Genomic DNA, 26127 nt, shown 5'->3' on the forward strand with positions numbered 1-26127 from the left:
TCCGACCCCGCTCAGCGGGGTTCAACCCACCGAAGTCCGATTCAGGGCCTGACGAATCTGCCGCACCACCTCGTCGGGTTCCTGGGTGATCGCGTGCCAGGTGAAGCGCAGCACGTGCCAGCCGGCGTTGATCAGGACGTTCTGCCTCTCGGCGTCGCGGCGGTGTCGCTCGGCGTCGCGGTGCCAGGCCCACCCGTCGATCTCGATCGCGACCCGCTCGGCGTCGAACACCACGTCGATCTCGAAGCCGCAGCTCATCGCATGTGCCCGCCAGCCGGTGAACCCCGCCCCACGGAGCAGTCGGTGGAAGATGCGTTCGGCCTGGGAGTGGCCGCCTTCGCGAGCCGAACACAACAGATGAGCGGCGCGGGGTGCGCCGTGACGCCCGAGATTCCTTCGATGTGCCTGCTCGAGTGCGGGTAGCGAGGTGTGACGCTGCAGCGCGCGGTCCATGAGCACCGAACCCGTAGGCAGTTCGACGGCGGCTTCGAGCACCGTGAGTGGCAGCGCGGTGACGGGTAGACCGCGCACTACGACGACGTCGCGTCGCTGGAGGTCGCGTCGGCGTACCCGCACCCCGTGGCGTCGGGCGAGGGTGCGCTTCTGTGGCACGGTCACGTAGCGGAGAGAAGGAGCGCGGTCGAGCAGTCCGTACCACCATGCCGCGCTCGGTCCCCACGCCGCCGCTTCCGGACCTGCCGCGTAGACGGCTGTCCGTAGCGCCACGGCCGGCGTGCGTTCCCGGTCGGCACGAAGGTAGACGCCGCGTGCGAGCGCGAGCCAGTCGCGGTTCTCGACCCGTCGGTCGACAGCGGAAGCGCTCATTCCGCAGTCCAGTGCTTGCGCTCGGGTGATGACGCCGTCCTGAGCGGCCATGATGCGGTACGCGTTTCGCAGGTTCATATCCGGTTCGACGCAGTGATCGCCGTTCCGGTTCCGCACCGATCGATTTGTGTGGATCCAGCCCCGGAAACCGGGGTCGAATCCACACAAATCGTCAGAAGTTCGGGAGATGGCCCGCTTCGCGGGCGTCGGCCAGGGTGGGTGCCGCCTGATCCTTCGCCGACAGTTCGTAGGTCAGCGGGGTGCCGTCAGGTCCTGTTGTGGGCCAGTCGATCCCGATCTCCGGATCGAGGGGGTGCACCTCGTGCTCCCGGTCGGGGTTGTAGCCCGTCGAGCACAGGTAGACGACGGTCGAGTTGTCCTCGAGTGCAAGGAAGCCGTGGCCGAGGCCCTCGGACAGGAAGATCGCGCGTCGGTCCTTCGTGTCGAGCAGCACCGAATCCCACTGCCCGAAGGTCGGCGACCCCACCCGCAGATCGACGACGACGTCGAGCACCGACCCCGACACGCACGTGACATACTTCGCCTGTCCGGGAGGGACATCCGCGTAGTGGATGCCGCGCAGCACCCCGGCGGCGGAGACCGAGCAGTTCGCCTGCGCCAACTCCAGGGGACGGCCGGCGGCGTCGGTGAAACTCTCCTGCTTGAACCATTCGAGGAACACGCCCCGGTCGTCGCCGAACTGTTTCGGCGTGACCTCCCACGCCCCGGCGATCGTCAGTTCCCGGTACTGCAACCTAGCGGTCCTTTCCTCGTTCGAGCAGATCCAGCAGGTAGCTGCCGTAGCCCGACTTCACCAGCGGCTCGGCCGCGGCGCGCAGTTGCTCGTCGTCGATGAACCCGAGACGCCACGCCACCTCCTCGGGTGCGCCGATCTTCAGGCCCTGACGTTGTTCGATGGTGCGCACGTAGTTCGACGCGTCGAGCAGCGAGTCGAAGGTGCCGGTGTCGAGCCAGGCGGTGCCGCGCGGCAATACCTCGACCTGCAGTTTCCCCGCTTCCAAGTAGGTGCGGTTGACGTCGGTGATCTCCAGCTCGCCGCGCGCCGACGGCTTCAGCGAGCGGGCGATCTCGACGACGTCGTTGTCGTAGAAGTACAGCCCGGGCACCGCGAAGTTCGACTTCGGGTCGTCGGGTTTCTCCTCGAGTGACAGGGCGCGACCGGTGGAGTCGAACTCGATCACCCCGTAGGCCGACGGGTCGGACACCCGGTACGCGAACACCGCGCCACCGTCGATGTGGGCGAAGCGCTTGAGCTGCGTGCCGAGGCCGGGACCGTAGAAGATGTTGTCGCCGAGGATCAATGCGACCGGCTCGGTTCCGATGTGGTCGGCGCCGAGCACGAAGGCCTGCGCCAGACCGTCGGGTGAGGGTTGGATCGTGTAGGTGATGTTCACGCCGAACTGCGAGCCGTCGCCGAGCAACCAACGGAACTGCTCGGCGTCGTGCGGGGTGGTGATCATGAGGATGTCGCGGATCCCGGCGAGCATGAGCGTCGAGAGCGGGTAGTAGATCATCGGCTTGTCGTAGACGGGCACGAGCTGCTTGCTCACGCCCTGGGTGATCGGATGCAGACGCGAGCCCGTCCCACCCGCGAGGATGATTCCGCGCATGTCGGACAGTCTCGCATGAGTAGGCTTGCCCCAATGAGGCTGCTCGTCACCGGTGGCGCCGGTTTCATCGGCGCGAACTTCGTCCATCAGACCGTCGCGGAACGACCCGACACTCAGGTCACCGTGCTCGACAAGCTCACTTACGCCGGCAACCGCGCCTCCCTGGACCCGGTCGCCGACACGATCACCTTCGTCCAGGGCGATGTCGCCGACGCCGACCTCGTCGACCGGCTCGTCGCCGACACCGATCTGGTGGTGCACTTCGCCGCCGAGTCCCACAACGACAACTCGCTGGCGAACCCGGCGCCGTTCGTGCAGACCAATCTCGTGGGCACCTTCACGCTGCTCGAGGCGGTCCGCAAGTACGACGTGCGCTATCACCACATCTCCACCGACGAGGTGTACGGCGACCTCGCCCTCGACGACCCCGCTCGCTTCACCGAGGCCACCGCCTACAACCCGTCGAGCCCCTACTCGTCGACCAAGGCGGGTTCGGATCTGCTGGTACGCGCCTGGGTGCGCTCGTTCGGCGTCCGCGCGACCATCTCGAACTGCTCGAACAACTACGGTCCGTATCAGCACGTGGAGAAGTTCATCCCCCGCCAGATCACCAACGTGCTCACCGGCGTGCGCCCCAAGCTCTACGGCACCGGCACCAACGTGCGGGACTGGATCCACGTCGACGACCACAACAGTGCCGTGTGGACGATCATCGAACACGGGCAGCTCGGGGAGACCTATCTGATCGGAGCGGACGGGGAGACCGACAACCGCACCGTCGTCGAAACCGTCCTCGAGCTGTGCGGCAAGGACCGCAGCGAGTTCGATTTCGTCACCGACCGCCCCGGCCACGACCTGCGCTACGCCATCGACGCGACCCGCCTGCGCACCGAACTGGGCTGGCAGCCCCGCTACCGCGACTTCCGTGAAGGCCTGGCCGCGACCGTCGACTGGTACCGCGCCAACGAGCAGTGGTGGACGCCACAGAAGCATGCCACCGAGGCCGCCTACAGCCGGACCGAGCGCGTTCTGGGCGGATAACCTGCGCCGTTCGGGGTGATCCCGGCACAATTCGCGAATGGGTCGAAACACTGGTGCACGACGCACACAACCGTGGAGCTCCTGTTTCCGCTGCTACTGTCGCATCGAAAACAGCGGATCGACCACGAGCGGGGAGTAGCCCGATGGAGCAGGCAGCTGCCGGCGACACAAGCACGATCGGACATGACGCGGACACGCTGGACGAGGTTCTCACCGAGCCGGTGCGTCGCGACCGGTTGATCGTCCAGCGCGGCGTCTTCGCATCCCTGTCGCCGCGCGTGCCGGAGAAGATGTACGTCCACACGAAGGGCGACGCGGCGTCCGATCGCTACGGGCTGCAGCTCGCCGACGGCGCGACCGCCCACACCAACACCTACTTCGGGCGTTTCCCCGCGACGTTCTGGCAGCGCTGGACCGACGTGAAGACCGTCAACCTGCAGCTCACCTACGGCTGCTCCGGTACCGCGAAGTTCACCGTGTGGGCGTCCGACGCCCGTGGACGCGAGCGGATCGTGACGGTCGAGACGGTGTCGGGTTCGGGCGAGCTCGACCTCGAGCTGCCGATCGAGCGGTTCGTCGACGGCGGTGCGATGTGGTTCGCCGTCGACGCCAGCAACGGATCGGTGCTCGTCTCCGACGCGCGCTGGACGGTCGCCGCACCCGAGCGCCTGCGACCCGCCGCCGTCGTCATCTGCACGTTCAACCGCGCCGACGACTGCACCGTCACCGTCGGCACCCTCGCCTCGGACGACGGGGCGATGGCCGACATCGAAGCGGTGTGCATCGTCGACCAGGGCACCGACCAGGTGCGCTCGCGTTCGGCGTTCGCCGAGGTCGCCGACAAGCTCGGCGACAAGCTCATCTACCTGACCCAGCCGAATCTCGGTGGTGCGGGTGGTTTCTCGCGAGGCATGTACGAGATCACCGGCTCGGCCAAGGCCGAGCACGCCAACGTCATCGTCATGGACGACGACATCCTGTGCGAACCCGAATCGGTGTTGCGTCTCAACGCTTTCGCGAACATGACGGTGCAGCCGACGATCGTCGGTGCCCAGATGTTGTCGTTGAGCAACCCGCAGGTCCTGCACGTCTCGGCCGAGCGTGAGGTGCTCGACGAGATCACCGCCGGCGCACTGACTCCGGGCGCGCGCATGGGTATCGATCTCGTGAAGAAGAAGCAGGACATGCGTTTCGACGCCGGCTGGAACGGCTGGTGGACCTGCCTGCTGCCGGCCGAGATCATCGCCGACTGCGGCCTGCCCATCCCGTTGTTCTTCCAGTGGGACGACATCGAATACGGCATCCGTGCCCGCTACGCGGGGCATCCGACGGTCACCCTGCCCAATGCGGGTGTGTGGCACGCCGATTTCTACCTCAAGGACTACGACGACTGGGCGCGCTACTTCAGCATCCGCAACGGTCTGATCGTCTCGTCCATCTATGGGCGCTTCGACGGGAACGACATGTCGAAGTACCTGTTCCGCAAGATCAGTGAGCTCATCGTCTCGATGCAGTACGGTCTCGCCGCGACCTTCATCAAGGCGGCGGAGGACTTCCTCGCCGGACCGGACTTCCTCTACGACGGCGGCCAGTCGGTGCTGAAGGAACTGCGCGAACTGCGCGACCGCTATCCCGAGACGAAGCCGCTGCCGGCCGCGCAGGTGGGCAAGGAATCCGACCCGCACACGCAGATGTCGGTGTGGCAGTTCGAGCCCGACAAGAAGCGCGAGGGGCTGGTGCTGCTCAAGCGTGCCGTGCAGCAGTTCGCCGGTAAGGTCGACCGCCGGACGGTCACCGTGCCCGCGCACTTCGCCGCCTGGTGGCACGTGTCGCTGTTCGACAAGGCCGTCGTCACCGACGCCTCGCAGAACGCCGTGCGGGTGCGTCACCGCGACAAGGACACCGCTGTCGAACTCGCGAAGCAGACCGCGAAGGTGTGCTGGCAGCTCCGCAAGGAAGCGCCCCGGATGAAGACGGTCTGGCAGGAAGCGCTGCCCAAGCTCACGAGCCGCGAGAACTGGGCGCGCCTGTACGGCATCGACGGGTAGACCGTGCGGGCATGGTCGTTTCCCGTGCTCATCGGGGTTGCGACCGTGCTCGTCGCAGGGGCGTTCTCGTGGGTGCCCTCGCTGTGGTGGGACGAGGCCGCGACCATCTCGAGCGCCGACCGGTCCGTCGAGGGGATGCTCCGCGTCCACACCCGGATCGACGCCGTCCACGGCCTGCACAATCTCCTGCTGCACTACTGGTTCTCGCTGGTGGGCGTCGACGAGTTCACCGCCCGTCTGCCCGGTGTGCTCGCGCTCGGGGCGGGTGCCGCAGCCGTCACCGCGACCGGCCAGGTGCTGGCGGGTCGTCGCGTGGGGATCGCCGCCGGGGTGCTGTTCGCGCTGTCGCCGCGGGTGACCTGGGCGGCCACCGAAGCGCGGTCCTATGCCTTTGCTGCGGCGCTGGTCGCGGTGTTGTCGCTGCTGGTCGCGCTCGGCTGCGCGACCGGCCGTCGACGCTGGTGGGCCCTGTACGCCGTCGTCCTGCCGGTCGCGACGGTGATGTTCGTGTACTCCGCGACGGTCGTCGTCGCGCATGCCGTCACCGTGCTGGTCCGGGGTCGTGGGCGCGGTGCGTTCCTGTTGTCCGCAGGGGTTGGCGCGGCCTTGTCGACGCCGTTCGTCCTGCTCGCCTACTCGCAGGCCGAGCAGGTCGCGTGGATTCCCCCGCTCGACTCGATGATCGTCCGCACGATCGCCCTCGACCAGTGGTTCCCGCAGGCCCCGTGGACGGCTGCGTTGCTCGCCGCGATCACCGTCGCCGGGGTGATCGTCGCGGTCCGTCGTGGTGTGGAGCCGGGGGAGCGCACCCTGCTCTGGCTCGCGGTACCGGGCTTCGCCGTGCCGATGGTGCTGCTGCTCGGCTACTCGCTGCTCGAGGACAACGTGTACCTCGAGCGCTATCTGTCGTTCACGGTTCCCGCGATGGTGCTCTCGGTGGGCTGGGCCGCCGCCCGTGTCGCGACCCGCTGGTGGTCGATGCTGATCGTCCTGACCGCGGTCGCCGTCAGTGTCGCGCCGGCCTACGTGCAGCAGCGACAGTCGTTCGGCAAGCCCGGTGGGATGGACTACAGCGTGATCGCCGACCGGCTCGTCGAACGCTCCGAACCCGGCGACTGTGTGGCCTTCGAACCGCGCGTCTCGTGGGCACCGACGTCACTGCGCGCCGTCGTCGACGCCCGGCCCGACGCGGTGGAAGGGCTCGACGACGTGGGGCTCGGGTACGACGCCGTCGACCGCGTGAACCTGTGGTCGACCGACGCCCCGCCACCGGAACTCGCCCGACGCGCGGCGACCCGGTGCGAGGTGCTGTGGGTGATCGCCGACGGCGAGCGCGAGACCGGCTTCCGGGTGTGGCACCCGAACAACGTGTGGTGGCGGTTCGAACCACACCGGTTCACCGAGACGGACACCTACCGGGAGCTCGAGGCCGTCGGTTTCCGGATCACCGACAGGGAGCCGATCCACCGTTCACAGCTCGTCCGGCTCGAACCGACTCAGACCCAGTAGGCGACGCGCGAGCGGTAGTTGCGCAGCGCGAGCAGGGCGATACCCCAGCCGACGACGGTGATGATCAGGACGATGACCCAGTGGTAGAGCTGCTGGTCGCCGCCGAGCAGCGGGGTCCGCACGATGTCGAGGAAGTGGTAGAGCGGGTTGATCTCCGCGATCCGCGCCCGACCCTCGTTGCCGGTGCCCTCGAGCGTCTTCTCCGTCCAGATGATCGGCGTCATGAAGAACAGCAGCTGGACGATGCTGCCGAGCAGCGGCGCGATGTCGCGGTAGCGCGTGGCGAGGATGCCGAACACCAGCGACACCCACACCGCGTTGATCGCGATCAACGCCAGCGCCGGGATGGCGAGGAAGGCCGTCCAGTACAGCTGACGTGGGAAGAAGATGAAGATACCGATGTAGATGACGATGTTGTGCGCGAACAGGATCATCTGCCGCCACACCAGCCGGTAGACGTGCACACTCAACGGCGTCGGCAACTGCTTGATCAGGCCCTCGTTGGACATGAACACGTCCGCGCCCTCGAGGATCGACCCCTGGATCAGGTTCCAGATGATGAAGCCGAGCGCGACGTACGGCAGGAACTCCGGGACGTCGAGGTTGAACAGCGTGCCGTAGAGCACACCCATCGCGATCGCCGACACACCCGTGGCGATCGTGATCCAGAACGGACCGAGCACCGACCGGCGGTAGCGCTGCTTGATGTCCTGCCAGCCGAGCAGCAACCACAGTTCGCGGTGGTTGAAGCCTTCGCGCAGATCCTTGAACGCGCGCCGGAACGAGCGTGAGGACGACTCGATGGGTTCGTCGTCGACGGTGAGGGCATCAGACACGGGTCCCGAGCCTACCCGCGGCGCAAATGCGGCCTGCCGGGGCGCGGGGTGATCGGGACTCCCGACGGATGCGCAGGTCCTGTCGATCTTGCACGATTTTCTCGACGAGAACCGCACGCCCGTGTCGATTGCGGTCCGGTGCGGTATCCGGACCGTGGTACCACCGATCCGACCACCGAGGAGACGTCATGACGCTTGCTCTGCAGGGCTTGGACGAGATCCGCGCGGACCAGGAGAACTTCTACCGCGACCTGCACGCCCACCCGGAGTTGTCGCACCAGGAGTCGCGCACTGCCGCCGAGGTCGCCGCGCGGTTACGGGCCGCCGGGTGCGAGGTGCACACCGGTGTGGGTGGCACGGGTGTCGTCGGGGTCCTACAGCGAGGTGACGGGCCCGGCGTGCTGCTGCGCGCCGACATGGATGCCCTGCCGGTTCGGGAGGAGACCGGTCTGGACTACGCCAGTTCCGTGACCGCGACCGGCGCGGACGGCAACGCGACGCCTGTCATGCACGCCTGCGGGCACGACATGCACGTCGTGTGCCTCGTCGGCGCGGTGGAACTGTTGTCCCGCGCCGGCGAGTGGTGTGGGCGGCTGGTCGCGGTGTTCCAACCGGGGGAGGAGGTCGCCGACGGCGCCCGGCGCATGGTCGACGACGGGCTCGCCGGGATCGTCGGGAAGGTCGACGTGGCATTGTGCCAGCACGTCCTGGCCTTCCCGGCCGGGCTCGTGGGCACGCGCAGCGGGCCGACCCTCTCGGCCGCCGACAGCATGCGCATCACCGTTCACGGCCGGGGCGCGCACGGGTCGATGCCGCAGGCCTCCGTCGACCCGGTGGTACTCGCCGCGATGATCGTCGTCCGGTTGCAGACGATCATCGCGCGGGAGACCCGGCCCGGTGAGCCTGCGGTACTGACCGTCGGCAGTATTCAGGCCGGGACGAAGAGCAACGTCATTCCGGACAAGGCGACGATCCTGCTCAACCTCCGCACCTACGACGAGGACACCCGCCATGCGATCCTCACCGCTGTGAAGCGGATCGTCGTCGCCGAGTGCGACGCCTCCCGTTCGCCGCGACCACCCGAGTTCGAACTGTTCGACCAGTACCCCATGACGGACAACGGCCCCGTGGTCACCGAGCGGGTCGCGGCGGCGTTCGCCGAACACTTCGGGGACGACGCGGGTGAACTTCCGTTGCAGACGGCCAGTGAGGACTTCAGCGTCATTCCCCGCGCGCTCGGCATTCCGTACACGTACTGGGGGATAGGTGGCACCGATCCCGAGCTCTACCGTCAGGCCGAAGTCGAGGGGCGCATCGCCGACGACGTGCCGGTCAACCACTCGTCGAAGTTCGCTCCGCTGCTGCAGCCCACCCTCGACGCCGGGACGGCTGCTCTGACCGTCGCTGCGCGGGCGTTCCTGGGGACTGCATGACGGACGGAGACGCGTGACTACCCAGAGCACGTTGCTGCTCGTACTCGATCTGCTCGGCACCTTCGCCTTCGCTGTCAACGGCGCCTTCACCGCCGTGCGGGTCGCGAGGATCGACATCGTCGGCGTGGTGACGCTCGGAATGGTGACCGCGCTCGGCGGCGGGATCATCCGCGACATCCTGATCGACGACCTTCCGCCCGCGACGTTCAGCGACTGGCGCTATCTCGCGGTGGCCGCTGCCGGAAGCCTTCTCGCTCTCTTCGGCCGTAAGCTGGAGCGATTGTCCAAGCCGATCACCGTGTTCGACGCCGCAGGCTTGAGTCTGTTCGCCGTCACCGGTGCGGGTAAGGCCCTCGATTTCGGGTTGGGCCCGGTGCAGGCGATCATCCTGGGCACGATCACCGGGGTCGGGGGCGGCACGGTGCGCGACGTGTTGATCCGGCGGGTTCCGGTCGTGTTGAACAGCGAGCTGTATGCCATTCCTGCGTTGGTGGCCGCGACCGTCCTCGTCGTCTGCGAGAGTCTCGAGGTGCCCACGCTGCCCGCAGCGCTCGGGGCTGCGGCGTTGTGCTTCGTCATCCGAATGGTCGGGGTCCGTTACGATCTCGACGCGCCGCGTCCGCGGGGGTTCGACGACCCCGACCCACCGAAACCGGCCTGACCGAAACCGGTGTTGTTGTCGATTTTCGATGCGTTCTCGCAAACAACGCCGGACTCGATCGGCCGTACGTCAGTCTCCGTCGCCGTCCGCAACCATCTGGCCCGAGTCGCCCGGCCACTCGTACAGTTCCGCCGCCGGCTGTATCTGCGCCCACCACGCCGACGAGATCCTCGTGTACGTCGGCAACGGGAAGAACTCGTACTGGGCGACCGTCGCGCACATCGACGTGCAGGACGGTGTGCTGACCGTCGACGGTGAGACCCGGTACAGCAGGTTCGGAAGCGAACGCATGCCCGGACTCGACTCGTCCGGCACCTGGGTGCGCTCGCCGAAGAGCGGACCGACCGGACGCAGCAAGAAGCGAAACGGCGGCCTCGCTCTGGATCGCTACGCCGGGACGTGCCCGAAATAGCCGGTCGGCTGCCGACCACGCCGTTCTCTCCCTCCCCGACGAACCGCCACCACCGCCCACCTGAGGAAAGGAGGTTGTATGTCCTCTTTGTGGCGTCGCACTGCGCGATATGAGGGGAGAATGGCGGCGGGAAGTACCGGAGATGGGAGTGACGGGGCATGAGGGCGACAGCCGAGTCGGGAGAGGTGTGGTCGGCGGAGCGCCTGTTCGCGGGACCGGGAGAAAGCCAGGAACGCTTTCGGAAGACCGATTGGTCGGCTACGCCCCTGGGGCCGGTGGAGTCGTGGCCCGCGGAGCTGCGCATGGCGGTGCGGACGGTGCTGCCGTCCGAGGTGCCGATGCTCCTGTGGTGGGGACCGCAGCTGGTGCAACTCTTCAACGACGCGATCATCCCCGTCCTCGGTGACAAGTACCCCGCGGCGGTCGCCCAGCCGGCACCCGAGTGCTGGCACGAGGTGTGGGACGAGGTCGGAGCCCGCGTCGAACGGGCGATGGCGGGTACGGCGACCTTCGCCGAAGAGGAACTGCTGTTCATGCAGCGCCACGGCTACGAGGAGGAGACCTACTGGACCTTCTCCTACAGCCCGATCCGCGACGAGTCCGGCGAGGTGGCAGGGGTGTTCGTCGCGACCACCGATGTCACCTCGCGGGTGCTCGGTGAGCGTCGTCTGGAGGCCCTGAGCCGTCTCGGCACGGTGGCGATCACCGATTCGGGAATGTCGGTGATCGAGACGTGCCGGAACGCGTTGGACGCGCTCGCGCCCAGTCATCAGGACATTCCGCTGGCCGCGCTGTTCCTCGACAGTCGGGTGGTGGATCCCGATGATCCGCAACCGAACTGGAAGCAGCTCGCCGCAATCGGAACGAAGCCCGGCTTCTCTGGTTCCCTGCTCGGACCGGATGAGGACCAGCTGCTGTCGAAGGCCGCCAGGGCCTCCGAACCCTTCGTCGTCTCCGGCGTCGCCGAGCGTTCCCCGAATCTGCTCGACCCGCAGCGAACCCTCGGAGACCATCCGATCGGCACCATCCTCCTCGTGCCGTTGACGGCGTCGGGACACGACTTCCCGCTCGGTGTCCTCGCCGTCGGACTGAGTCCGTACCGGGTGTTCGACGCCGCGTACTCCACCTTCGTCGAACTCGTCGCCACCAAGATCTCGGGACTGCTGCGTGATGCGTCGGCGATGGATGCCGAGCGTCGCCGGGCCGATGCGTTCGCGGCGCTCGACGCTGCCAAGACCCGGTTCCTCGAATCGATCAGCCACGAGTTCCGCACACCGCTCACACTGCTCCTCGGCCCGTTGCAGAGCATGCTCGACGAGGCCACGACGCTGACGGACGCGCAGCGACAGTCGCTGGAGGTCTCTCAGCGCGCCGCGATCCGGTTGCGGCGACTCGTCGACGCGTTGCTCGAAGCGACGCGTGCCGAGACCGACCCGTCGCGAAAGCCCCTGAGGCCGACCGATCCGGCGGCGCTCACGGCCGAATGTGTGGACCTGTTCACCGACGCGGCTCAACGTGCGGGCCTGGACCTGCGCAGCCGGATCGCCGACGCGGCGGCCGAGCAGACCCGGCTCGATCCCCAGACGTGGGCCCATATCGTGCTGAACCTGCTCTCGAACGCGATCAAGTACACCCCCTCGGGATCGATCGATGTGGATCTGGACGTCGAGGACGATCTGCTGGTCCTGAAGGTCGCCGACACCGGTCTCGGCATTCCGGAATCGGAGCTCGGTCGCATCTTCGAACGGTTCCATCGCGTCGAGAGCGTCGGGGGACGCAGTCAGGAAGGCATCGGGCTGGGTCTGTCCCTCGTCTCGGACTGGGTCCACACGCTCGGCGGAAGTGTGACCGTGTCCAGTGAGCTCGGGCACGGCAGCACCTTCACCGTGTCCGTTCCCCGCGTCCTCGACCCGACCTCGGAGTCGCCGGCGGGAACCGTCCCGGGGGATCTGAGCGCCATGTACATCGGCGAAGCGCAACAGTGGGACAGGGTCGCTTTCGACGAGGACGAATCGTCCACGCAGGGAGAGGATGTGGAATCGTTGCCACGGATCCTCGTGATCGAGGACAACGCGGACATGCGTGACTATCTGACGCAGTTGTTGCGTCGCCAGAGCTGGCACGTGGATGCGGTGGGGGACAGCGATGCCGCCCTCGAGCGGATCCGATCGCGACCGCCGCATCTCGTCCTCAGCGACATCATGCTCCCCGGTCGGGACGGGGTGGAGCTGCTCGGGGAGATCCGCCGCGACCCGGCGACCTCCCGTTTGCCGGTCATCCTCCTGACGGCACGGGCCGGCGCGGAGGCCACGATCGGCGGTCTGCGTACCGGCGCCGACGATTACATCACCAAACCGTTCCATCCCGACGAGCTCATCGCCCGTGTGCGCGTGAATCTCGAATTGTCGTGGCTGCGTGAGCAGATGCTCGCCGCGCGGGAGCGTGAGTCCGACCAGTTGAAGACGGCCCTGGAGACCCGGTCGACACTGAGCAAGGCCGTCGGACTGATGATGGCCACGTTCAAGTGCGACGCCGACGCGGCGTTCGACAAACTCGTCGCCTTCTCCCAGCACCGCAACGTCAAGGTGCGTGAGATCGCCGAGCAGATCGTCGGTGACTACACCGCCTCGCTCAGCAATTCGTCGGGGTAGTGCTCTGCGCCTTCGGTTCCGCCGCTGCTACTGCAGACCGTGAGCGCGGTGACGGATCAGGCCCCCGCGTACAGCTTGTCGATCTCCTCCGCGTACTTCGCATCGATGGGCTTGCGCTTGAGCTTCATCGTCGGGGTCAGCTCGTCGCCGGAGGGTTCCCAGATCGTCGGCAGCACCGTGTACTTCTTGATCTGCTCGACCCGCGACAACTTGCTGTTCGCCTCCTCGACCGATTTCGCGATCGACTCGAGGACCACCGGATGCCGGGAGAGCTCCTCGTGGGTTCCGCTGAGACCGTGTTGTTCGGCGAAAACGGCCAGGGCATCGGGATCGAGCGCGAGCAGCGCGACGTTGTAGGGGCGGTCGTTGCCGATGGCGACGGCGCCACCGAGCATCGGGCAAGCGGCCCGCAGGGCGCCTTCGATATTGGCGGGCGACATGTTCTTCCCCGCCGCGTTGACGATGATCTCCTTCTTCCGGTCGATCAACCGCACGTATCCGTCCGCATCGATCTCACCGATGTCGCCGGTGTGCAGCCAGCCGTCGGAATCGATTGCATCCGAAGTCTTCTCGGGGTCGTTGCGGTAGCCCTTCATCAACAGCGGACCCGAGACGAGCAGTTCGCCGTCCTCGGCGATCCTGAGCTGCGCACACGGCACGGCCTGCCCGACGGTGCCGATGCGGATGGCGCCCGGCCGGTTCATCGTGACCACGCACGAGGTCTCCGACATACCCCACACCTCGGAGCACGGAATGCCGAGGGCGAGAACGAACTCGAGGACCTCCGGCGAGATCGCGGCGGCACCGGTGACAGCGGCCCGGACCTGATCGAGGCCGAGCTTGCCGCGGATCGCGGACAGCACCAGCCTGTCGGCCACCGCGTGCTGCACCTCGAGGGTGCGGGGGACCGGTTTGCCGTCGGACTGCAGCCGGGCACGCTTGCGTCCGACGTCGATCGCCCACAACGCGAGTTTCTTCTTGATCGGGCTCGATTCCTCGGCGAGGGTCTTGTCGATCGCGGCCTTGAGCTTGTACCAGACCTGGGGGACGGCGCCGAAGAGCGTCGGCCGCAGGCTCGGCAGCACGGTGATGGCCTGCTTGAGGTCGTCGAGCGTGGTGATCTGCATGCCGCTGTACAGGCTCGAGTAGTGCGAGCCCCAGCGGTTGGCGATGTGCGCGTCGGGCAGATACGACAGAATCCGGTCGTCCGGGCCGGTGGGCAGATACGAGCTCGTCGCCTCGAGTTCGGCGAGCAGGTTCGCGTGGGTGAGTTCGACACCCTTCGGCGGCCCGGTGGTGCCGGAGGTGTAGATGAGGGTCAGCAGGTCGGGCGGTTGCACGGCCTTCCACGAGGCCTCGAAGTCGAAGGACGGATCGGCGGCGGCCTCGAGGTCGTCGAGGGAGATGGTGCCTTCCGGTTTGCCGTCGATGCACACCAGGTGCTCGACCTTCGTGTCACCGAGCGCCTGCCGCAGAACGGGGACGAACTGTTCCTCGGCGATCATCACGCGGTTGCCGGCGTTGCCGAGCACGTACGAGATCTGTTCGGCGGTCAACGAGTTGTAGATCGAGAACGGCACCGCGCCGAGGTGGATCGCGGCGGTGTCGAGAAGGTGGAATTCGGGCCGGTTGGTGAGCATGAGACCGACGGTGTCCCCGCGGCTCACGCCGAGTCCGGCCAGCCCGGCGGCGAGGCGTTCGACGCGCTGCGCGTACTGACGCCAGGTGTAGGAGACGGAGTCGTCGGGGGTGCGCAGCGCGACCTTGTCGGGGTACGCCGCGGCGGTGGTCTGGAAGGCTTCGCAGAGGGTCGACGGTGAGGTGGCACGAGGGGTCATCACTGGCTCCCGAGGTCGAGTGTGGCGAAAGTGTAGGACGAAGTGCGTACATCCGTGGTCGGATTTGCCGGATTGTTGCGCCGGAATCGAGCGGTGATGCAGGCAAGTGTTTGTTCCTGCCCACCCCGGGTACCGCCGGGGACATGACCACCGTGGATCGCATCGCGGATCCGTGGGGTTCGCGCACACCCTATGGACCCGGGCAACGCTGGCCCACCCGCGTCGACACCTATCTCGCCGACGGACTGACCGAGGACGATGTCGACAGGTGGGTGCAGTCGGCGACCATCCTGCATTCCAACGGCGACGGCCTCGACATCGCCGTCAAGGACGGACGCATGGTGGGGGTGCGCGGACGCGCCGTCGACCGGGTGAACCACGGCCGGGTCGACCCCAAGGACCTGTTCGGCTGGCAGGCGAACCACTCGGAGGACCGGCTCACCACGCCGTTGATCCGGCGCGACGGCAAGCTCGTCGAGACCGACTGGGACACCGCGATGGATGCCGTCGCCGGTCGCACGAAGCAGCTGCTCGACGAGCGCGGCCCCAGCTCGGTCGGCTTCTACACCACCGGGCAGTTGTTCCTGGAGGAGTACTACACCCTCGCGCTCATCGGGCACGGTGGCATCGGCACCAACCACATGGACGGCAACACGAGGCTGTGCACGGCGACGGCGGCAGCCGCCCTCAAACAGTCCTTCGGGTGCGACGGCCAGCCCGGCTCCTACACCGACATCGACCATGCCGACGTCATCGCGCTCTACGGACACAACATGGCCGAGACACAGACGGTGACATGGACGCGGATCCTCGATCGGCTCGCCGGACCGAATCCACCGGCCGTGATCTGTGTGGATCCGCGGCGGACGCCGGTCGCGCGGGCCGCGACGGTGCACCTCGCTCCGCGCCCGGGCACCAATGTCGTCCTCATGAACGGGCTGTTGCACGAGATCCTGCGACGCGGGTGGATCGACGAGAAGTACATCGAGGACCACACCGTCGGATTCGACGAGCTGCGCAGCCGGCTCGCCGACTACTCCCTCGAGAAGGCCGCCGAGATCTGCGACGTCCCCATCGAGGACCTGCGGGAGGCCGCTCGACTGCTCGGCACGGCGGAGCGGCTGCTCTCGACGGTCCTGCAGGGCTTCTATCAGTCCCATCAGGCCACCGCGGCCGCCGTTCAGGTGAACAACATCCATCTCGTGCGCGGCATGCTCGGCAGGCCCGGTTGCGGAGTTCTCCAGATGAACGGGCAGCCCACCGCGCAGAACACCCGTGAATGCGGAGCCGACGGTGACCTGCCGGCCTTCCGGAACTGGGCCAACGAGGCGCACGTCGAGGACCTCGCCCGGGTGTGGAACATCGACCCGATGCGGATCCCGCACTACACCGCGCCCACCCACCTCATGCAGATGATGCGGTATGTCGAGGACGGCTCGATCCGCTTCCTCTACGTGAGCGGGACGAACCCGGCCGTGTCCCTGCCGGAGCTGCGCCGGGTGCGCGAGATCCTCTCCCAGGACAGGCTTTTCCTCGTGGTGCAGGACATCTTCCTGTCGGAGACCGCGCAACTCGCCGACGTCGTCCTGCCCGCTGCGACCTGGGGTGAGAAGACCGGGACGTTCACCAACACCGACCGCACCGTGCACCTGTCGGAGAAGGCCGTCGAACCACCCGGGCAGGCCAGGCCCGATCTCGACATCTTCGCCGACTACGCGCGCCGGCTCGACCTGCGGGACAAGGACGGCGACCCGCTCGTGAAGTGGTCCACGCCCGAGGAGGCGTTCGAGGCGTGGAAGGAGTGCACGGCCGGGCGGCCCTGTGACTACACGGGCATCACCTACGAGAAACTCCGTGGCGGAAGCGGAATCCAGTGGCCGTGCAACGCCGACGCCCCCGACGGGACCGAACGTCTCTACGAGGGCGGAAAGTTCTGGGCCGCACCGGACTACTGCGAGAACTACGGACGCGACATGGTCACCGGAGCGCCGGTCGAACCCACCGAGTACCGGGCGCTGAACCCCTTCGGCAAGGCGATCATCAAGGCGGGTGAGTATCTTCCCCCGCACGAGACGGTCTCCGACGAGTATCCGTATCTGCTCACCACCGGCCGCACGCTCTACCACTTCCACACCCGCACGAAGACCGGTCGTGCCCCGCAACTGCAACGCGCGGCACCGGAGGTGTGGGTGGAGATGTCGGCGGGCGATGCCGAGCGGCACGGCTGGTCGGAGGGCGACCTGCTGCGGGTCGACACCCCGCGCGGGCACGTCACCGCTCGGCTGCGGATCAGCGGGATCCGGACCGGGGTGCTGTTCCTGCCGTTCCACTACGGATACTGGGACACCCCGGCCGGTCACGAACCGGCGCTCGAGGGGCGCGCGGCCAACGAACTGACCTTCACCGACTGGGATCCGGCGTCGAAGCAACCCCTGTTCAAGTCGGGCGCCGCGCGCGTCGAACGGATCGCCGTCGCCGACGACGGGCCTTCCGCGGCACCGACCACCACCGCCTCGGCGCCGGTCTCCGGCGCCGTGCCCGCCACCTCGGGTGGACCGGACGCCGAGATCACCGAGACGCTCGACGACGGAGGGCCGCGATGAACAAGGTCTCCCTGGCGATCCGCGAACTGCACCGATCGGAGAACGACCTGGCGACCGAACTGCTGCGCACCGCGGACCGGCACAAGGTCGACCACGAGATCTTCCACGTGGCGCGTGACATCGCCGGCTGGTCGCAGCAGCACGTGCGCGAACTCGCCCGCGTCGGCCACGACTACGACCTCGACTTCGACGACGAGCCCCGGGGCGTCCACGAGGTGCTCGCGGAGGTGCGGCGGAAGGGAAGCGAGATGCTCGGACGCCGGCACGCCCCGAGCGTCCTGTTGTTGCGGGATCTGCGCACCGTGCACCGCATGGCGGCAGGTGTCTCGCTCGACTGGGAGATCCTCGCCCAGACAGCGCAGGCCCTGAGCGATCGCGAACTGCTCGCCCTCTCCGAACGCTGCCATCCCCAGACCTTGCGTCAACTGCGCTGGGCGAACGCGAAACTCAAGGAGATCGCAGCGCAGACGGTCGTCACCGACTGAGCGGCGGCACCGTCAGGGCCGTTCGAACCTCTCCTCGCGCCCGAGTCTGCGCAACCGGATCCACTCGCGCAGACCGGCCGGGTCGCGGCGCGTGATCAGGAAGTACCAACCGAAGCGCACCCATTCCTGGGGCAGCAACCGGCGCAGTCCCGGCTGCGACAGCAGGTAGCCGCGGTTGCGGTAGGTGAAGAACCGCTTGGTGTCGTTGTCCGGATACTGCGTGTGCATCCGGCCACCGAGAATCGGCTTGAATTCGTCGGCACCATCCGGGTGCAGGTAGGCCGTCTGCAAGCAGGTACCGAACGGCAGTCCCGACCGGACGAGACGGCGGTGCACCTCGACCTCGTCGCCACGGACGAACAGACGCAGGTCGGGCACGCCCACCGCGTCGATCGCCGCGGCCGTGAAGAGCGCGCCGTTGAACAGCGAGGCGATACCGGGCAGCAGGTCCTCGTCGCCGAGTTCGTGCCGCCACCGCCGCCACACCACACCGCGGCGCAGCGGGAAGGCGAGGCGATCGGGCTGCGCGATGTCGCACACGACCGGCGACACCTCGGCCAGGCCGTTGCGCTGCGCGCAGTCGAGCAGCGTCGCGAGTACGTCCGGTCCCTCGGGGCGGCCGTCGTCGTCGGCGAGCCACACCCGGTCGGCTCCCAGCGACAGCGCGTACAGGATGCCGAGGGCGAAGCCGCCCGCGCCACCGAGATTGTGCTTCGAACCGAGATAGCTCGTGGGCAGGTCCACCGCGTCGACGAGCTCGCGCACCGCGTCCTCGTCGCCGTTGTCGACCACCACGAGATGGTCGAGCGGACGGGACTGCGAGGCAAGAACTTTCAGCGAGTCCGCCAGCAGCTCACGACGGCGGTGCGTGACGACGACGCCGATGATCCGTTCGTCAGCCACCGTTCGAACCCGTCGAGGCCGCGGCGTCGTGGCCGGACTTCGCGATCCGCTCACGCTCGAGCTCGTGGAGGATCGTGCGCACGTGATCGCCGGCCTCGTCGCCCTCGTAGGCGCGCACCACGTGCTCGATGTCGCCCTGCTCACGGATCCGACCGTGGTCGATCCACATCGCCTGGTCGCACAGCTGGGCGAGGAACTCGTTCGAGTGGCTGGCGAACACGAGGATGCCCGAGCGCGCGACGAGATCCTGCAGACGCACGCGCGCCTTCTTCATGAACTCCGCGTCGACCGCGCCGATGCCCTCGTCGAGCAGCAGGATCTCGGGATCGATGCTGGTGACCACGCCGAGCGCGACACGCACCCGCATACCGGTCGAGTAGGTGCGCAGCGGCATGTTGAGGTAGTCGCCGAGCTCGGTGAAGTCCGCGATCTCGTCGACCTTGGCCAGCATCTGCTTGCGGCTCATCCCGAGGAACATGCCGCGGATGATGATGTTCTCGTAGCCGGAGATCTCCGGGTCCATGCCGACGCCGAGGTCGAACACCGGCGCGACGCGACCCTTCACCCGGGCGTGGCCGCGCGTGGGCTCGTAGATCCCCGAGAGCAGACGCAGCAGCGTGGACTTGCCGGCACCGTTGTGGCCGACGAGGCCGACGCGGTCGCCTTCCTTCAGCGACATCGTGATGTCGCGCAGAGCCTCGACGACCACGACATCGGAGTTGTTGCGGCCGATCGCTCCGCCCGCCTTACCCAGGAAGGCCTTCTTCAAGGACCGGGTCTTGGCGTCGAAGATGGGAAAGTCGACGCACGCGCCGCGCGTTTCGATGCTGACCCGACTCACGATGCTGCTCCAGACGCTGACACGGGACCCGAGCGTACCCGTCGCGCCGATACCCGAGTCCCGGGGCGTACCCGGCGGGACTACAGGTACTGGCCGGTTCCGGGGTGGGTCTGACCGGGAAGTGATTGATCGTTCTGGCCGCGACCGCCCTGCGCGACGCCGGGAGGAAGCGCACCCTGACGCATCTGCTCGAGCTGGGCACGAGCCGCCATCTGCTGAGCGAACAGCGCCGTCTGGATGCCGTGGAACAGACCTTCGAGCCAACCGACGAGCTGGGCCTGCGCGATGCGCAGCTCGGCGTCGGAGGGCACCGCGTCCTCACCGAAGGGCAGCGCGAGCCGCTCGAGTTCCTCCCGCAGATCGGGGGCGAGACCCTGACCGAGTTCGCGGATGGACGACAGATGGATGTCCTTGAGCCGGGTGCGGCTGGCGTCGTCGAGCGGCGCGGCCTTCACCTCTTCGAGGAGCTGTTTGATCATGGTGCCGATCCGCATGACCTTCGCCGGCTGCTCGACCATGTCGGCCAGGGATTCGCCGCCGTTCTCGGACTTCTCCTCCTCCGGCCGGCCGTCGGCCTCCACGCGGGCCGCCTCCTCGCGGGAGACACGGATGGGCCGGCCGTCGGGGCCGATCACGAGAACCTGGTCGTTGTCCGGATGCGTCATGGCTCCATTCTCCCTTTCCCACCCCGGGTGTGCCCGGTTGCCCGAAGGTCCCGGAGCGCCGGGTACCCCGAGCGAGCCTACCGAGAGGGCAACACCGGATGCAGGCACGGCGCGTCCCGATTGACATCGGGACCTAGAGTGTCTGCCATGGCTTACGACGTTGCCCGGATCCGGGGGTTGATCCCCTCGCTCGGGGACGGGTGGATCCATCTCGATCCACGGGCCGGTATGCAGATCCCCGATGTGGTGTCGCGCACCGTGTCCACCGCCTTCCGCAACTCGGCCGCATCGGCGACCGGACGGCACCTGTCGTCGCGTCGCAGCGCCGCGATCCTCCAGGAGGCGCGCGTCGCGGTCGCGGAACTCGTGGGGGCCGACCCGGACGGGGTCGTCCTGGGGCCGAGCCACGCGGTGTTGCTCGCCTGGCTCGCCGAAGCACTCAGTTCCCGCCTCGGGCTCGGCACCGGCATGGTCCTCTCACGGCTCGACGACGAGGCGAACATCGCTCCCTGGTTGCGGGTCGCGAGCCGCTACGGCGCGCAGGTGCGCTGGGCCGAGGTCGAGATCGAGACGTGCGAGCTGCCCACCTGGCAATACGAGGAACTCATCACGCCCACCACCCGGCTCGTCGCGCTCACCGCGGCGTCGTCCATCGTCGGCACCGCGCCCGACGTGCGGGTCGTCGCGGATCTCGTCCACGAGGTCGGTGGGCTCATGGTCGTCGACGCCGCCGGCGCCGCCCCCTACGCCCACGTCGACATCGACGATCTCGGCGCCGACATCCTCACCGTGGATATCGCCGCGTGGGGCGGACCGCAGATCGGTGCGCTGGTCTTCTCCGACCCCTCGCATCTCGAACGGGTCCCGGCGATGTCGCTGAATCCGCACGCGCGCGGTGCCGAACGCCTCGAGGTGGGCGGTCACCAGTTCGGGCTGCTCGCCGGTATCCCCGCGTCCATCGACTTCATGGCCTCGCTGGACGACGATGCCACCGGTTCGCGCCGCGAGCGTCTCGACGTCTCGATCAGCTCGATGCAGAACTACCAGGATGTGCTGTTCGACCGTCTGATGCGACAGCTCGACAGTCTCACCGGCGTGATCGTGCTCGGCCGCGCGTCGAGCCGCGTCCCCACTCTCAGCTTCACCGTCGACGGGGTCCCGGCCGAGAAGGTCGCCGCGCATCTCGCCGACCGCCGCATCGCGACGGTGGCGAGCACCCGCGGATCGAGCCGGCTCCTCGACTCCCTCGGCGTCAGCGACGAAGGGGGAGCGGTGAGCATCGGCCTCGCCCCCTACACCACGAGCTTCGAGGTCGATCAGCTCGTCCGCGAGCTCCGCAACCTCTAGTTCCGCGCGATCCTCAACACGACCTTCCCGACGGTCTCGGGGCTGTCGAGCAGTTCGTGTGCCTGTGCTGCCTCGGTGATCGGCAGCTCGGCGTGCACGACGGGATGGACCTTCGCCTCCTCGATGAGCGGCCACAGATCGGCGCGCACGGAGTCGATGATCTCGCTCTTGCCCGACGGACCCGAGTCCGGACGGCCGCGCAGACCGGTCGCGATGACGTGACCGCGCTTGGCAAGCAACTTACCGAGGTGCAGTTCGCCCTTCGTGCCGCCCTGCATGCCGATGACGACGAGCCGTCCGTCCGGAGCGAGGACGTCGATGTTCCGGGACAGGTACTTCGCACCCATGTTGTCGAGCACCACGTCGGCGCCACCGAAGGTATTGCGCACCTCGGAGACGAAGTCCTGTTCGCGGTAGTCGATCGCCAGGTCGGCGCCGAGTTCGCGACAGCGGTCCAGCTTGCCGGCCGAGGCCGTCACCGCCACCTTCGCGCCGAGCGCCTTGCCCACCTGGATGGCGTGTGTACCGATGCCGCCACCGCCACCGTGGACGAGCAGGACGTCGCCGCGCTTCAGTCCGGCCGCCATCACGACGTTCGACCACACCGTGCACGCGATCTCGGGAAGCGACGCGGCGATCGCGATATCGATGCCCTTCGGGACGGGCAGCAGCTGGGAAGCGGGGACCGCGACCTTCTCGGCGTAGCCGCCGCCGGTGAGCAGGGCGCAGACCTTGTCGCCGATGTTCCAGCCCGTCACACCCTCGCCGAGTTCGGAGATCACTCCGGAGCATTCGAGGCCCAGGATGTCGCTCGCCCCCGGGGGTGGCGGGTAGAGGCCGCGCCGTTGCAGCAGGTCGGCGCGGTTGACCGCGGTCGCCGCGACATCGAGAAGTACGTGCCCGGGAGGCAGGTCCGGGTCGGGCTGCTCGGTCCACCGGAGAACTTCTGGACCACCGGGTTCGGTGGCGACGATTGCATACATGTGTTCGACGCTATCGCGTGCGGCGCAGTGAGGGGACGGTCACTCCGCTCACCGCGCGCTCACCTGCTCGAAACTACCGTGCGGTAACCGGATCGGGCCGTCGGCATTACACTCCCGGCGTGACCAGCGAACGAGACGAACCCAAGTGGTTGACGGCAAAGGAGCAGGAGGCCTGGCGGCTCTACATGGACGGCAACAACCGTCTCATGAGCGCCCTGAGTCGGTCCCTCAACGATCGACACGACCTGTCGCTGGCGGAATATCGGATCCTGGTCATGCTCTCCGAAGCCCCCGACGGCGCCCTGCGCATGAGCGACCTCGCCGACGGTGTGCTGTCCTCGCGCAGCCGTCTCACCCATCAGATCCGGCGGATGGAGCAGGAAAAGATGGTCGTGCGCAGCTCGTGCCCCGACGACGGTCGCGGTGTGCTCGCCACCATCACCGAGGAGGGCCGACGGCGTCTGGCGGAGGCCGCCCCCACCCACGTCGACGACGTGCGCAACTACCTCATCGACCTGCTGTCGGCCGACGAACTCGACATGCTGGCGCGGGTCTTCGCGCGCGTCGAGCACACTCTGGCCGACCGCTGAGGTCGCGAATCGGTTAGGCCCTGCTTGCGCGGAGCGGTTAGGATCTGCCACGGAAGCGTGGCAGAGCGGCCGAATGCACTCGCCTTGAAAGCGAGCTTGGGTAACACCAACGGGGGTTCAAATCCCTCCGCTTCCGCAGAAGAAGAGGTTCCGGCACCCGACAGGGAGTCGGAACCTCTTCTCGTTTCTACCGCCGGGTCGCGACCATCTTCTCCTCGAGGATCCAGGTGGAACGCCAGGCGCCGATCCCGGGGAGTGGATCGCGATCTGTCAGCTCGGTCCGGCGGCCACTGCTCGTTCCACGGCCGCGGCCGCACCGTCGTGCCACGGTTCACCGTGGCCGACGAGGACGTGCTTCGCGCCGGTGCCGGCGATGGCCGCCAGCGAGGCGAGGGCGGTCCTGCTGTCGGCGGTCGCCGCACCCGAGACGATCTGCGGACCGTGCCTGCCCGTGTACGGATCGAGGGTGACGATGGCGTCGCCGACGATCACGGTGTCGCGGTCCGGGAGATGCAGCGCGCAGTGCCCGTAAGTGTGGCCGGGGGTGTGCAGGGGGACGGGGCGGCCCGGCAGGTCGAGCGGTTCGGAGTCGTGGAAGAGCGTCACGTCGTCGACCCCGCGCACCCACAGCGCACCGGCCACGGTCATCCGGGCGAGCACGGGGATGCAGGCGGGATATCGGGCGGGATAGAGCAGCCGGTTGCGTTCGTGCTGGTAGCGATAGGGGTGGGCGGCGAGGAACTTCTCGTCGCGATGCGCCCACACCGGCACCCGCCACCGTTCACGCAGCCGCTTCGCCGACCCGACGTGATCGAAGTGGGCGTGCGTGAGGACGACTCCCTGCACGTCGTCGATTCGACGACCGATGCGTGAGATCGCCTCTTCGATGCGCCCGGCGGTCGCGGGCAGTCCCGTGTCGACGACGGTCACTCCGGTGTCGTCCTCGATCAGGTAGACGTTGACGTCGGCGTGCGCGAGGCGATGCACACCCGGTGCGACATCCGTGTGGAGCATGGCGGCCCTTCGCTCGGGGGGACGTGCAGGTTCAGCTGTGTCCGTCGATCTCGTCGGCGATGAAGGCGGCCCACGACCGCACCTCGTCCTCGCCTGCGGACGGACCGAACGACCGGTAGTCGAGCGCGGCGAGTTCGGACACCAGATCCGGTGTGTCCTCGGCGGTTTCGTCGCCCACCGCGAACAGCCATACGAGCTGCTGACTCAGCCCGGAGGCCCGCGACGACAACAGTTCGACGGTGTCGGGCGAGTACTCGCCGGCGTCGACCTCGCCTCCGAAGACGACGCCCTCGAACTCCTCCGACCGCTCGAGATCGGAGGTGTCACCGACGGTGACGTCGATGTCCCGCTCTCCGAGGGCGTCGGCGACGAGTCGGGCGATCTTCTGGGTCGGACCTTCGGGACTGTCCGTGACGACGAGAACGGTCATTGTGTCTCCAGCATGTTCGGCGACTCGGGTTCACTGGTGCGTTCCCGGTCCCCGTGGGGCGGAAACATGCCCCCGGCCGTGTCAGTGGGAGCCGCCGAGCGCCCGCACCCCCGGCGCCCCCGAGCGGCGGACGAACTCGGAGTCGGCGAGGCGTTCGTCCGCACCGAGATCCAGCGACAGGTCGACGGTCGCGGCGAGCCGGTACGGCTTGCTCTCGATCACGTCCCCGATCGCGCGTCGCAGTCGCGACACCTCGGCGCGGACCGACACGGCATGGTCGTCGTCCCCGTAGAGGGCCCGGCTGAGCGCTGCGACCGTCATGCCCTCCGGGCCGCGCTCGTGCAGCAACAGCAGGATCTCGGCCTGACGTGCGGTGACGATGCTGCGCCACGAGTCGTCGTCCCCGAACACCTCCACCGTGGGCGACGACGACACGTGCAGCACCATCCGCATGCGCGACGACGAGGCCGCGCCGCGGATCAACCAGCCGTGCGAAAGACGCTCGGGCACACACAGTCCCATACCGGGAACGGTCAGCGGGCGTGCGTGCCGCGGAACCGCGACCCGCTCGGCGGCGATACCGGAGGCGTGCGCGACCCAGCCGTCCTCGTCGACGAGCAGCACCGGTCCCCGCGTCGACGACAGCAGCGGAGCGGCCTCGGTGCGCAGCCGTTCGAGTCGCACCTCGTGCCGCCGCCACAGTTGCGCTTCGGCGAGCCGGACGGCGGTGTCGACGAGGGCGATGATGGCCGGGTGCAGGGTCAGCGCGGGACCGCTGACGTCGACGATGCCCAGCAGGTCGCCGCGGATCGGATCGTGGATCGGCGCGGCGGTGCAGTACCAGGGATGCTGGGTCGTCTCGAAGTGCTCACCCGAGAACAACTGCACGGGCGCGGCCTCCGCGAGCGCCGTGCCGATGGCGTTGGTGCCGACCGTCGACTCGGTCCACACCGTCCCCTCCTGGAAACCGAGGGCGTCGGCGCGCGAACGGATCGGTGCCGAACCGCTGCGCCAGAGGATCACGCCGTCGGCGTCGGTCACCACCAGCAGCAGATGCGAGGCGTCGGCGACGGGTGTGATGACCTGTTCGAGATCGCCGATCACCGCGGAGAGGGTGGACGCGCGGCGACGTCGCTCGACCTCCGCGACGGGCAGCCGGCTGCGTTCGTTGGTGCCGGTGGGATCGAGGCCCGCGTCGAGTACGCGCTGCCACGAACGGGACACGAGCGGACGGGGTCGCATGGGTGACCGGGCGCCGCCGATGACCGCGTCGTGCATCCGCGTCAACTCGCGCGCGTAGCGCGACAGGTCGGTGCCGGGCGCGATCGCGCTGAACGTGGTCACGGTCTCCTCTTCGTCGTCGTCCTCGGAGCATAGGTGG

23 protein-coding genes and 1 tRNA gene are annotated in these 26127 nt (G+C 67.9%); 12 read left to right on the forward strand and 12 right to left on the reverse strand.

The features are described from left to right. Nucleotides 1–21: 21 nt before the first annotated feature. The 3 genes from C6Y44_RS01195 to rfbA form a co-directional block, all read right to left on the reverse strand. Nucleotides 22–903, reverse strand: coding sequence for a DUF559 domain-containing protein (locus tag C6Y44_RS01195; protein WP_159416975.1), 882 nt, complete (start codon nt 901–903; stop codon nt 22–24). 94 nt (nt 904–997) lie between these two features. Next, on the reverse strand, nt 998–1579 hold the full coding sequence (rfbC, locus tag C6Y44_RS01200; protein ID WP_159416974.1) for a dTDP-4-dehydrorhamnose 3,5-epimerase: 582 nt from the start codon (nt 1577–1579) through the stop codon (nt 998–1000). Nucleotide 1580: 1 nt separating this feature from the next. Further along, a complete protein-coding gene (gene rfbA / locus C6Y44_RS01205; RefSeq protein WP_120281096.1) occupies nt 1581–2456 on the reverse strand; it encodes a glucose-1-phosphate thymidylyltransferase RfbA in 876 nt (291 codons plus the stop codon). A 33-nt stretch (nt 2457–2489) separates the two neighbouring features. Here rfbA and rfbB point away from each other — a divergent pair, with 33 nt between their 5' ends. From rfbB to C6Y44_RS01220, 3 genes are all read left to right on the forward strand, one after another. After that, nucleotides 2490–3497 (forward strand): dTDP-glucose 4,6-dehydratase, encoded by a 1008-nt coding sequence (rfbB, locus tag C6Y44_RS01210; RefSeq protein WP_159416973.1) that lies wholly within the window; start codon nt 2490–2492, stop codon nt 3495–3497. Nucleotides 3498–3640: 143 nt separating this feature from the next. Then, the gene (locus C6Y44_RS01215; RefSeq protein ID WP_016692651.1) at nt 3641–5545 is read left to right on the forward strand and encodes a glycosyltransferase; all 1905 of its coding nucleotides are present in this window, start codon (nt 3641–3643) and stop codon (nt 5543–5545) included. Nucleotides 5546–5569: 24 nt separating this feature from the next. Next, nucleotides 5570–7054 carry a glycosyltransferase family 39 protein gene (locus tag C6Y44_RS01220; protein ID WP_225623693.1) on the forward strand — a complete coding sequence of 495 codons (1485 nt, stop codon included), beginning with the start codon at nt 5570–5572 and terminating at the stop codon, nt 7052–7054. On the opposite strand, the gene wzm is transcribed toward C6Y44_RS01220, so the two are convergent. Then, entirely contained in the window at nt 7042–7890 is an 849-nt protein-coding gene (gene wzm / locus C6Y44_RS01225) for a galactan export ABC transporter permease subunit Wzm/RfbD (protein ID WP_016692653.1), read from the reverse strand. The two genes, C6Y44_RS01220 and wzm, sit on opposite strands and share 13 nt — an antisense overlap. A gap of 188 nt (nt 7891–8078) precedes the next feature. Here wzm and C6Y44_RS01230 point away from each other — a divergent pair, with 188 nt between their 5' ends. The 4 genes from C6Y44_RS01230 (at nt 8079) to C6Y44_RS01245 (ending at nt 13047) form a co-directional block, all read left to right on the forward strand. After that, nucleotides 8079–9323 carry an amidohydrolase gene (locus C6Y44_RS01230; protein ID WP_159416971.1) on the forward strand — a complete coding sequence of 415 codons (1245 nt, stop codon included), beginning with the start codon at nt 8079–8081 and terminating at the stop codon, nt 9321–9323. Nucleotides 9324–9336: 13 nt separating this feature from the next. Next, nucleotides 9337–9984 (forward strand): trimeric intracellular cation channel family protein, encoded by a 648-nt coding sequence (locus tag C6Y44_RS01235; protein WP_120281100.1) that lies wholly within the window; start codon nt 9337–9339, stop codon nt 9982–9984. A gap of 28 nt (nt 9985–10012) precedes the next feature. Continuing rightward, nucleotides 10013–10396 carry a hypothetical protein gene (locus C6Y44_RS01240; RefSeq protein WP_026061222.1) on the forward strand — a complete coding sequence of 128 codons (384 nt, stop codon included), beginning with the start codon at nt 10013–10015 and terminating at the stop codon, nt 10394–10396. 158 nt (nt 10397–10554) lie between these two features. Next, nucleotides 10555–13047, forward strand: coding sequence for a response regulator (locus C6Y44_RS01245; RefSeq protein ID WP_225623694.1), 2493 nt, complete (start codon nt 10555–10557; stop codon nt 13045–13047). A gap of 56 nt (nt 13048–13103) precedes the next feature. Here C6Y44_RS01245 and C6Y44_RS01250 read toward each other — a convergent pair whose 3' ends face one another. Beyond that, on the reverse strand, nt 13104–14885 hold the full coding sequence (locus tag C6Y44_RS01250) for an AMP-dependent synthetase/ligase (RefSeq protein ID WP_159416970.1): 1782 nt from the start codon (nt 14883–14885) through the stop codon (nt 13104–13106). Nucleotides 14886–15028: 143 nt separating this feature from the next. Here C6Y44_RS01250 and C6Y44_RS01255 point away from each other — a divergent pair, with 143 nt between their 5' ends. Next, entirely contained in the window at nt 15029–17488 is a 2460-nt protein-coding gene (locus C6Y44_RS01255; protein WP_159416969.1) for a molybdopterin oxidoreductase family protein, read from the forward strand. Further along, complete coding sequence (locus C6Y44_RS01260; protein WP_159416968.1) at nt 17485–17973, forward strand: hypothetical protein; 489 nt, start codon at nt 17485–17487, stop codon at nt 17971–17973. The genes C6Y44_RS01255 and C6Y44_RS01260 overlap by 4 nt, the downstream gene beginning before the upstream one ends. A gap of 12 nt (nt 17974–17985) precedes the next feature. On the opposite strand, the gene glfT1 is transcribed toward C6Y44_RS01260, so the two are convergent. From glfT1 to C6Y44_RS01275, 3 genes are all read right to left on the reverse strand, one after another. Continuing rightward, nucleotides 17986–18876: a galactofuranosyltransferase GlfT1 gene (gene glfT1 / locus C6Y44_RS01265; RefSeq protein WP_016692663.1), complete on the reverse strand. Its 891-nt coding sequence runs from the start codon at nt 18874–18876 to the stop codon at nt 17986–17988. Continuing rightward, complete coding sequence (wzt, locus tag C6Y44_RS01270; RefSeq protein WP_159419065.1) at nt 18869–19720, reverse strand: galactan export ABC transporter ATP-binding subunit Wzt/RfbE; 852 nt, start codon at nt 19718–19720, stop codon at nt 18869–18871. The genes glfT1 and wzt overlap by 8 nt, the downstream gene beginning before the upstream one ends. A 77-nt stretch (nt 19721–19797) precedes the next feature. Then, nucleotides 19798–20382 (reverse strand): bacterial proteasome activator family protein, encoded by a 585-nt coding sequence (locus C6Y44_RS01275; protein ID WP_120281103.1) that lies wholly within the window; start codon nt 20380–20382, stop codon nt 19798–19800. 147 nt (nt 20383–20529) lie between these two features. Here C6Y44_RS01275 and C6Y44_RS01280 point away from each other — a divergent pair, with 147 nt between their 5' ends. After that, entirely contained in the window at nt 20530–21729 is a 1200-nt protein-coding gene (locus C6Y44_RS01280; RefSeq protein WP_159416967.1) for a cysteine desulfurase-like protein, read from the forward strand. Here the strand turns inward: C6Y44_RS01280 and C6Y44_RS01285 are convergent. Then, nucleotides 21726–22712 carry an NAD(P)H-quinone oxidoreductase gene (locus tag C6Y44_RS01285; protein ID WP_159416966.1) on the reverse strand — a complete coding sequence of 329 codons (987 nt, stop codon included), beginning with the start codon at nt 22710–22712 and terminating at the stop codon, nt 21726–21728. The two genes, C6Y44_RS01280 and C6Y44_RS01285, sit on opposite strands and share 4 nt — an antisense overlap. A 119-nt stretch (nt 22713–22831) precedes the next feature. Between C6Y44_RS01285 and C6Y44_RS01290 the strand changes: the two genes are divergently transcribed. Both C6Y44_RS01290 and C6Y44_RS01295 read left to right on the forward strand, forming a co-directional pair. Further along, nucleotides 22832–23302 carry a MarR family winged helix-turn-helix transcriptional regulator gene (locus C6Y44_RS01290; protein WP_060652229.1) on the forward strand — a complete coding sequence of 157 codons (471 nt, stop codon included), beginning with the start codon at nt 22832–22834 and terminating at the stop codon, nt 23300–23302. A gap of 51 nt (nt 23303–23353) precedes the next feature. After that, nucleotides 23354–23438, forward strand: a tRNA-Ser gene (locus tag C6Y44_RS01295). 134 nt (nt 23439–23572) lie between these two features. Here C6Y44_RS01295 and C6Y44_RS01300 read toward each other — a convergent pair. The 3 genes from C6Y44_RS01300 to C6Y44_RS01310 form a co-directional block, all read right to left on the reverse strand. After that, nucleotides 23573–24316 carry an MBL fold metallo-hydrolase gene (locus tag C6Y44_RS01300; RefSeq protein ID WP_159416965.1) on the reverse strand — a complete coding sequence of 248 codons (744 nt, stop codon included), beginning with the start codon at nt 24314–24316 and terminating at the stop codon, nt 23573–23575. Nucleotides 24317–24347: 31 nt separating this feature from the next. Further along, nucleotides 24348–24746, reverse strand: a complete 399-nt coding sequence (locus tag C6Y44_RS01305; RefSeq protein ID WP_159416964.1) for a flavodoxin domain-containing protein — start codon at nt 24744–24746, stop codon at nt 24348–24350. Nucleotides 24747–24827: 81 nt separating this feature from the next. Further along, nucleotides 24828–26090: a helix-turn-helix domain-containing protein gene (locus C6Y44_RS01310; protein ID WP_159416963.1), complete on the reverse strand. Its 1263-nt coding sequence runs from the start codon at nt 26088–26090 to the stop codon at nt 24828–24830. Between the last annotated feature and the right edge of the window lie 37 nt (nt 26091–26127).

Source organism: Rhodococcus rhodochrous (genome assembly GCF_014854695.1).
GTDB lineage: Bacteria > Actinomycetota > Actinomycetes > Mycobacteriales > Mycobacteriaceae > Rhodococcus.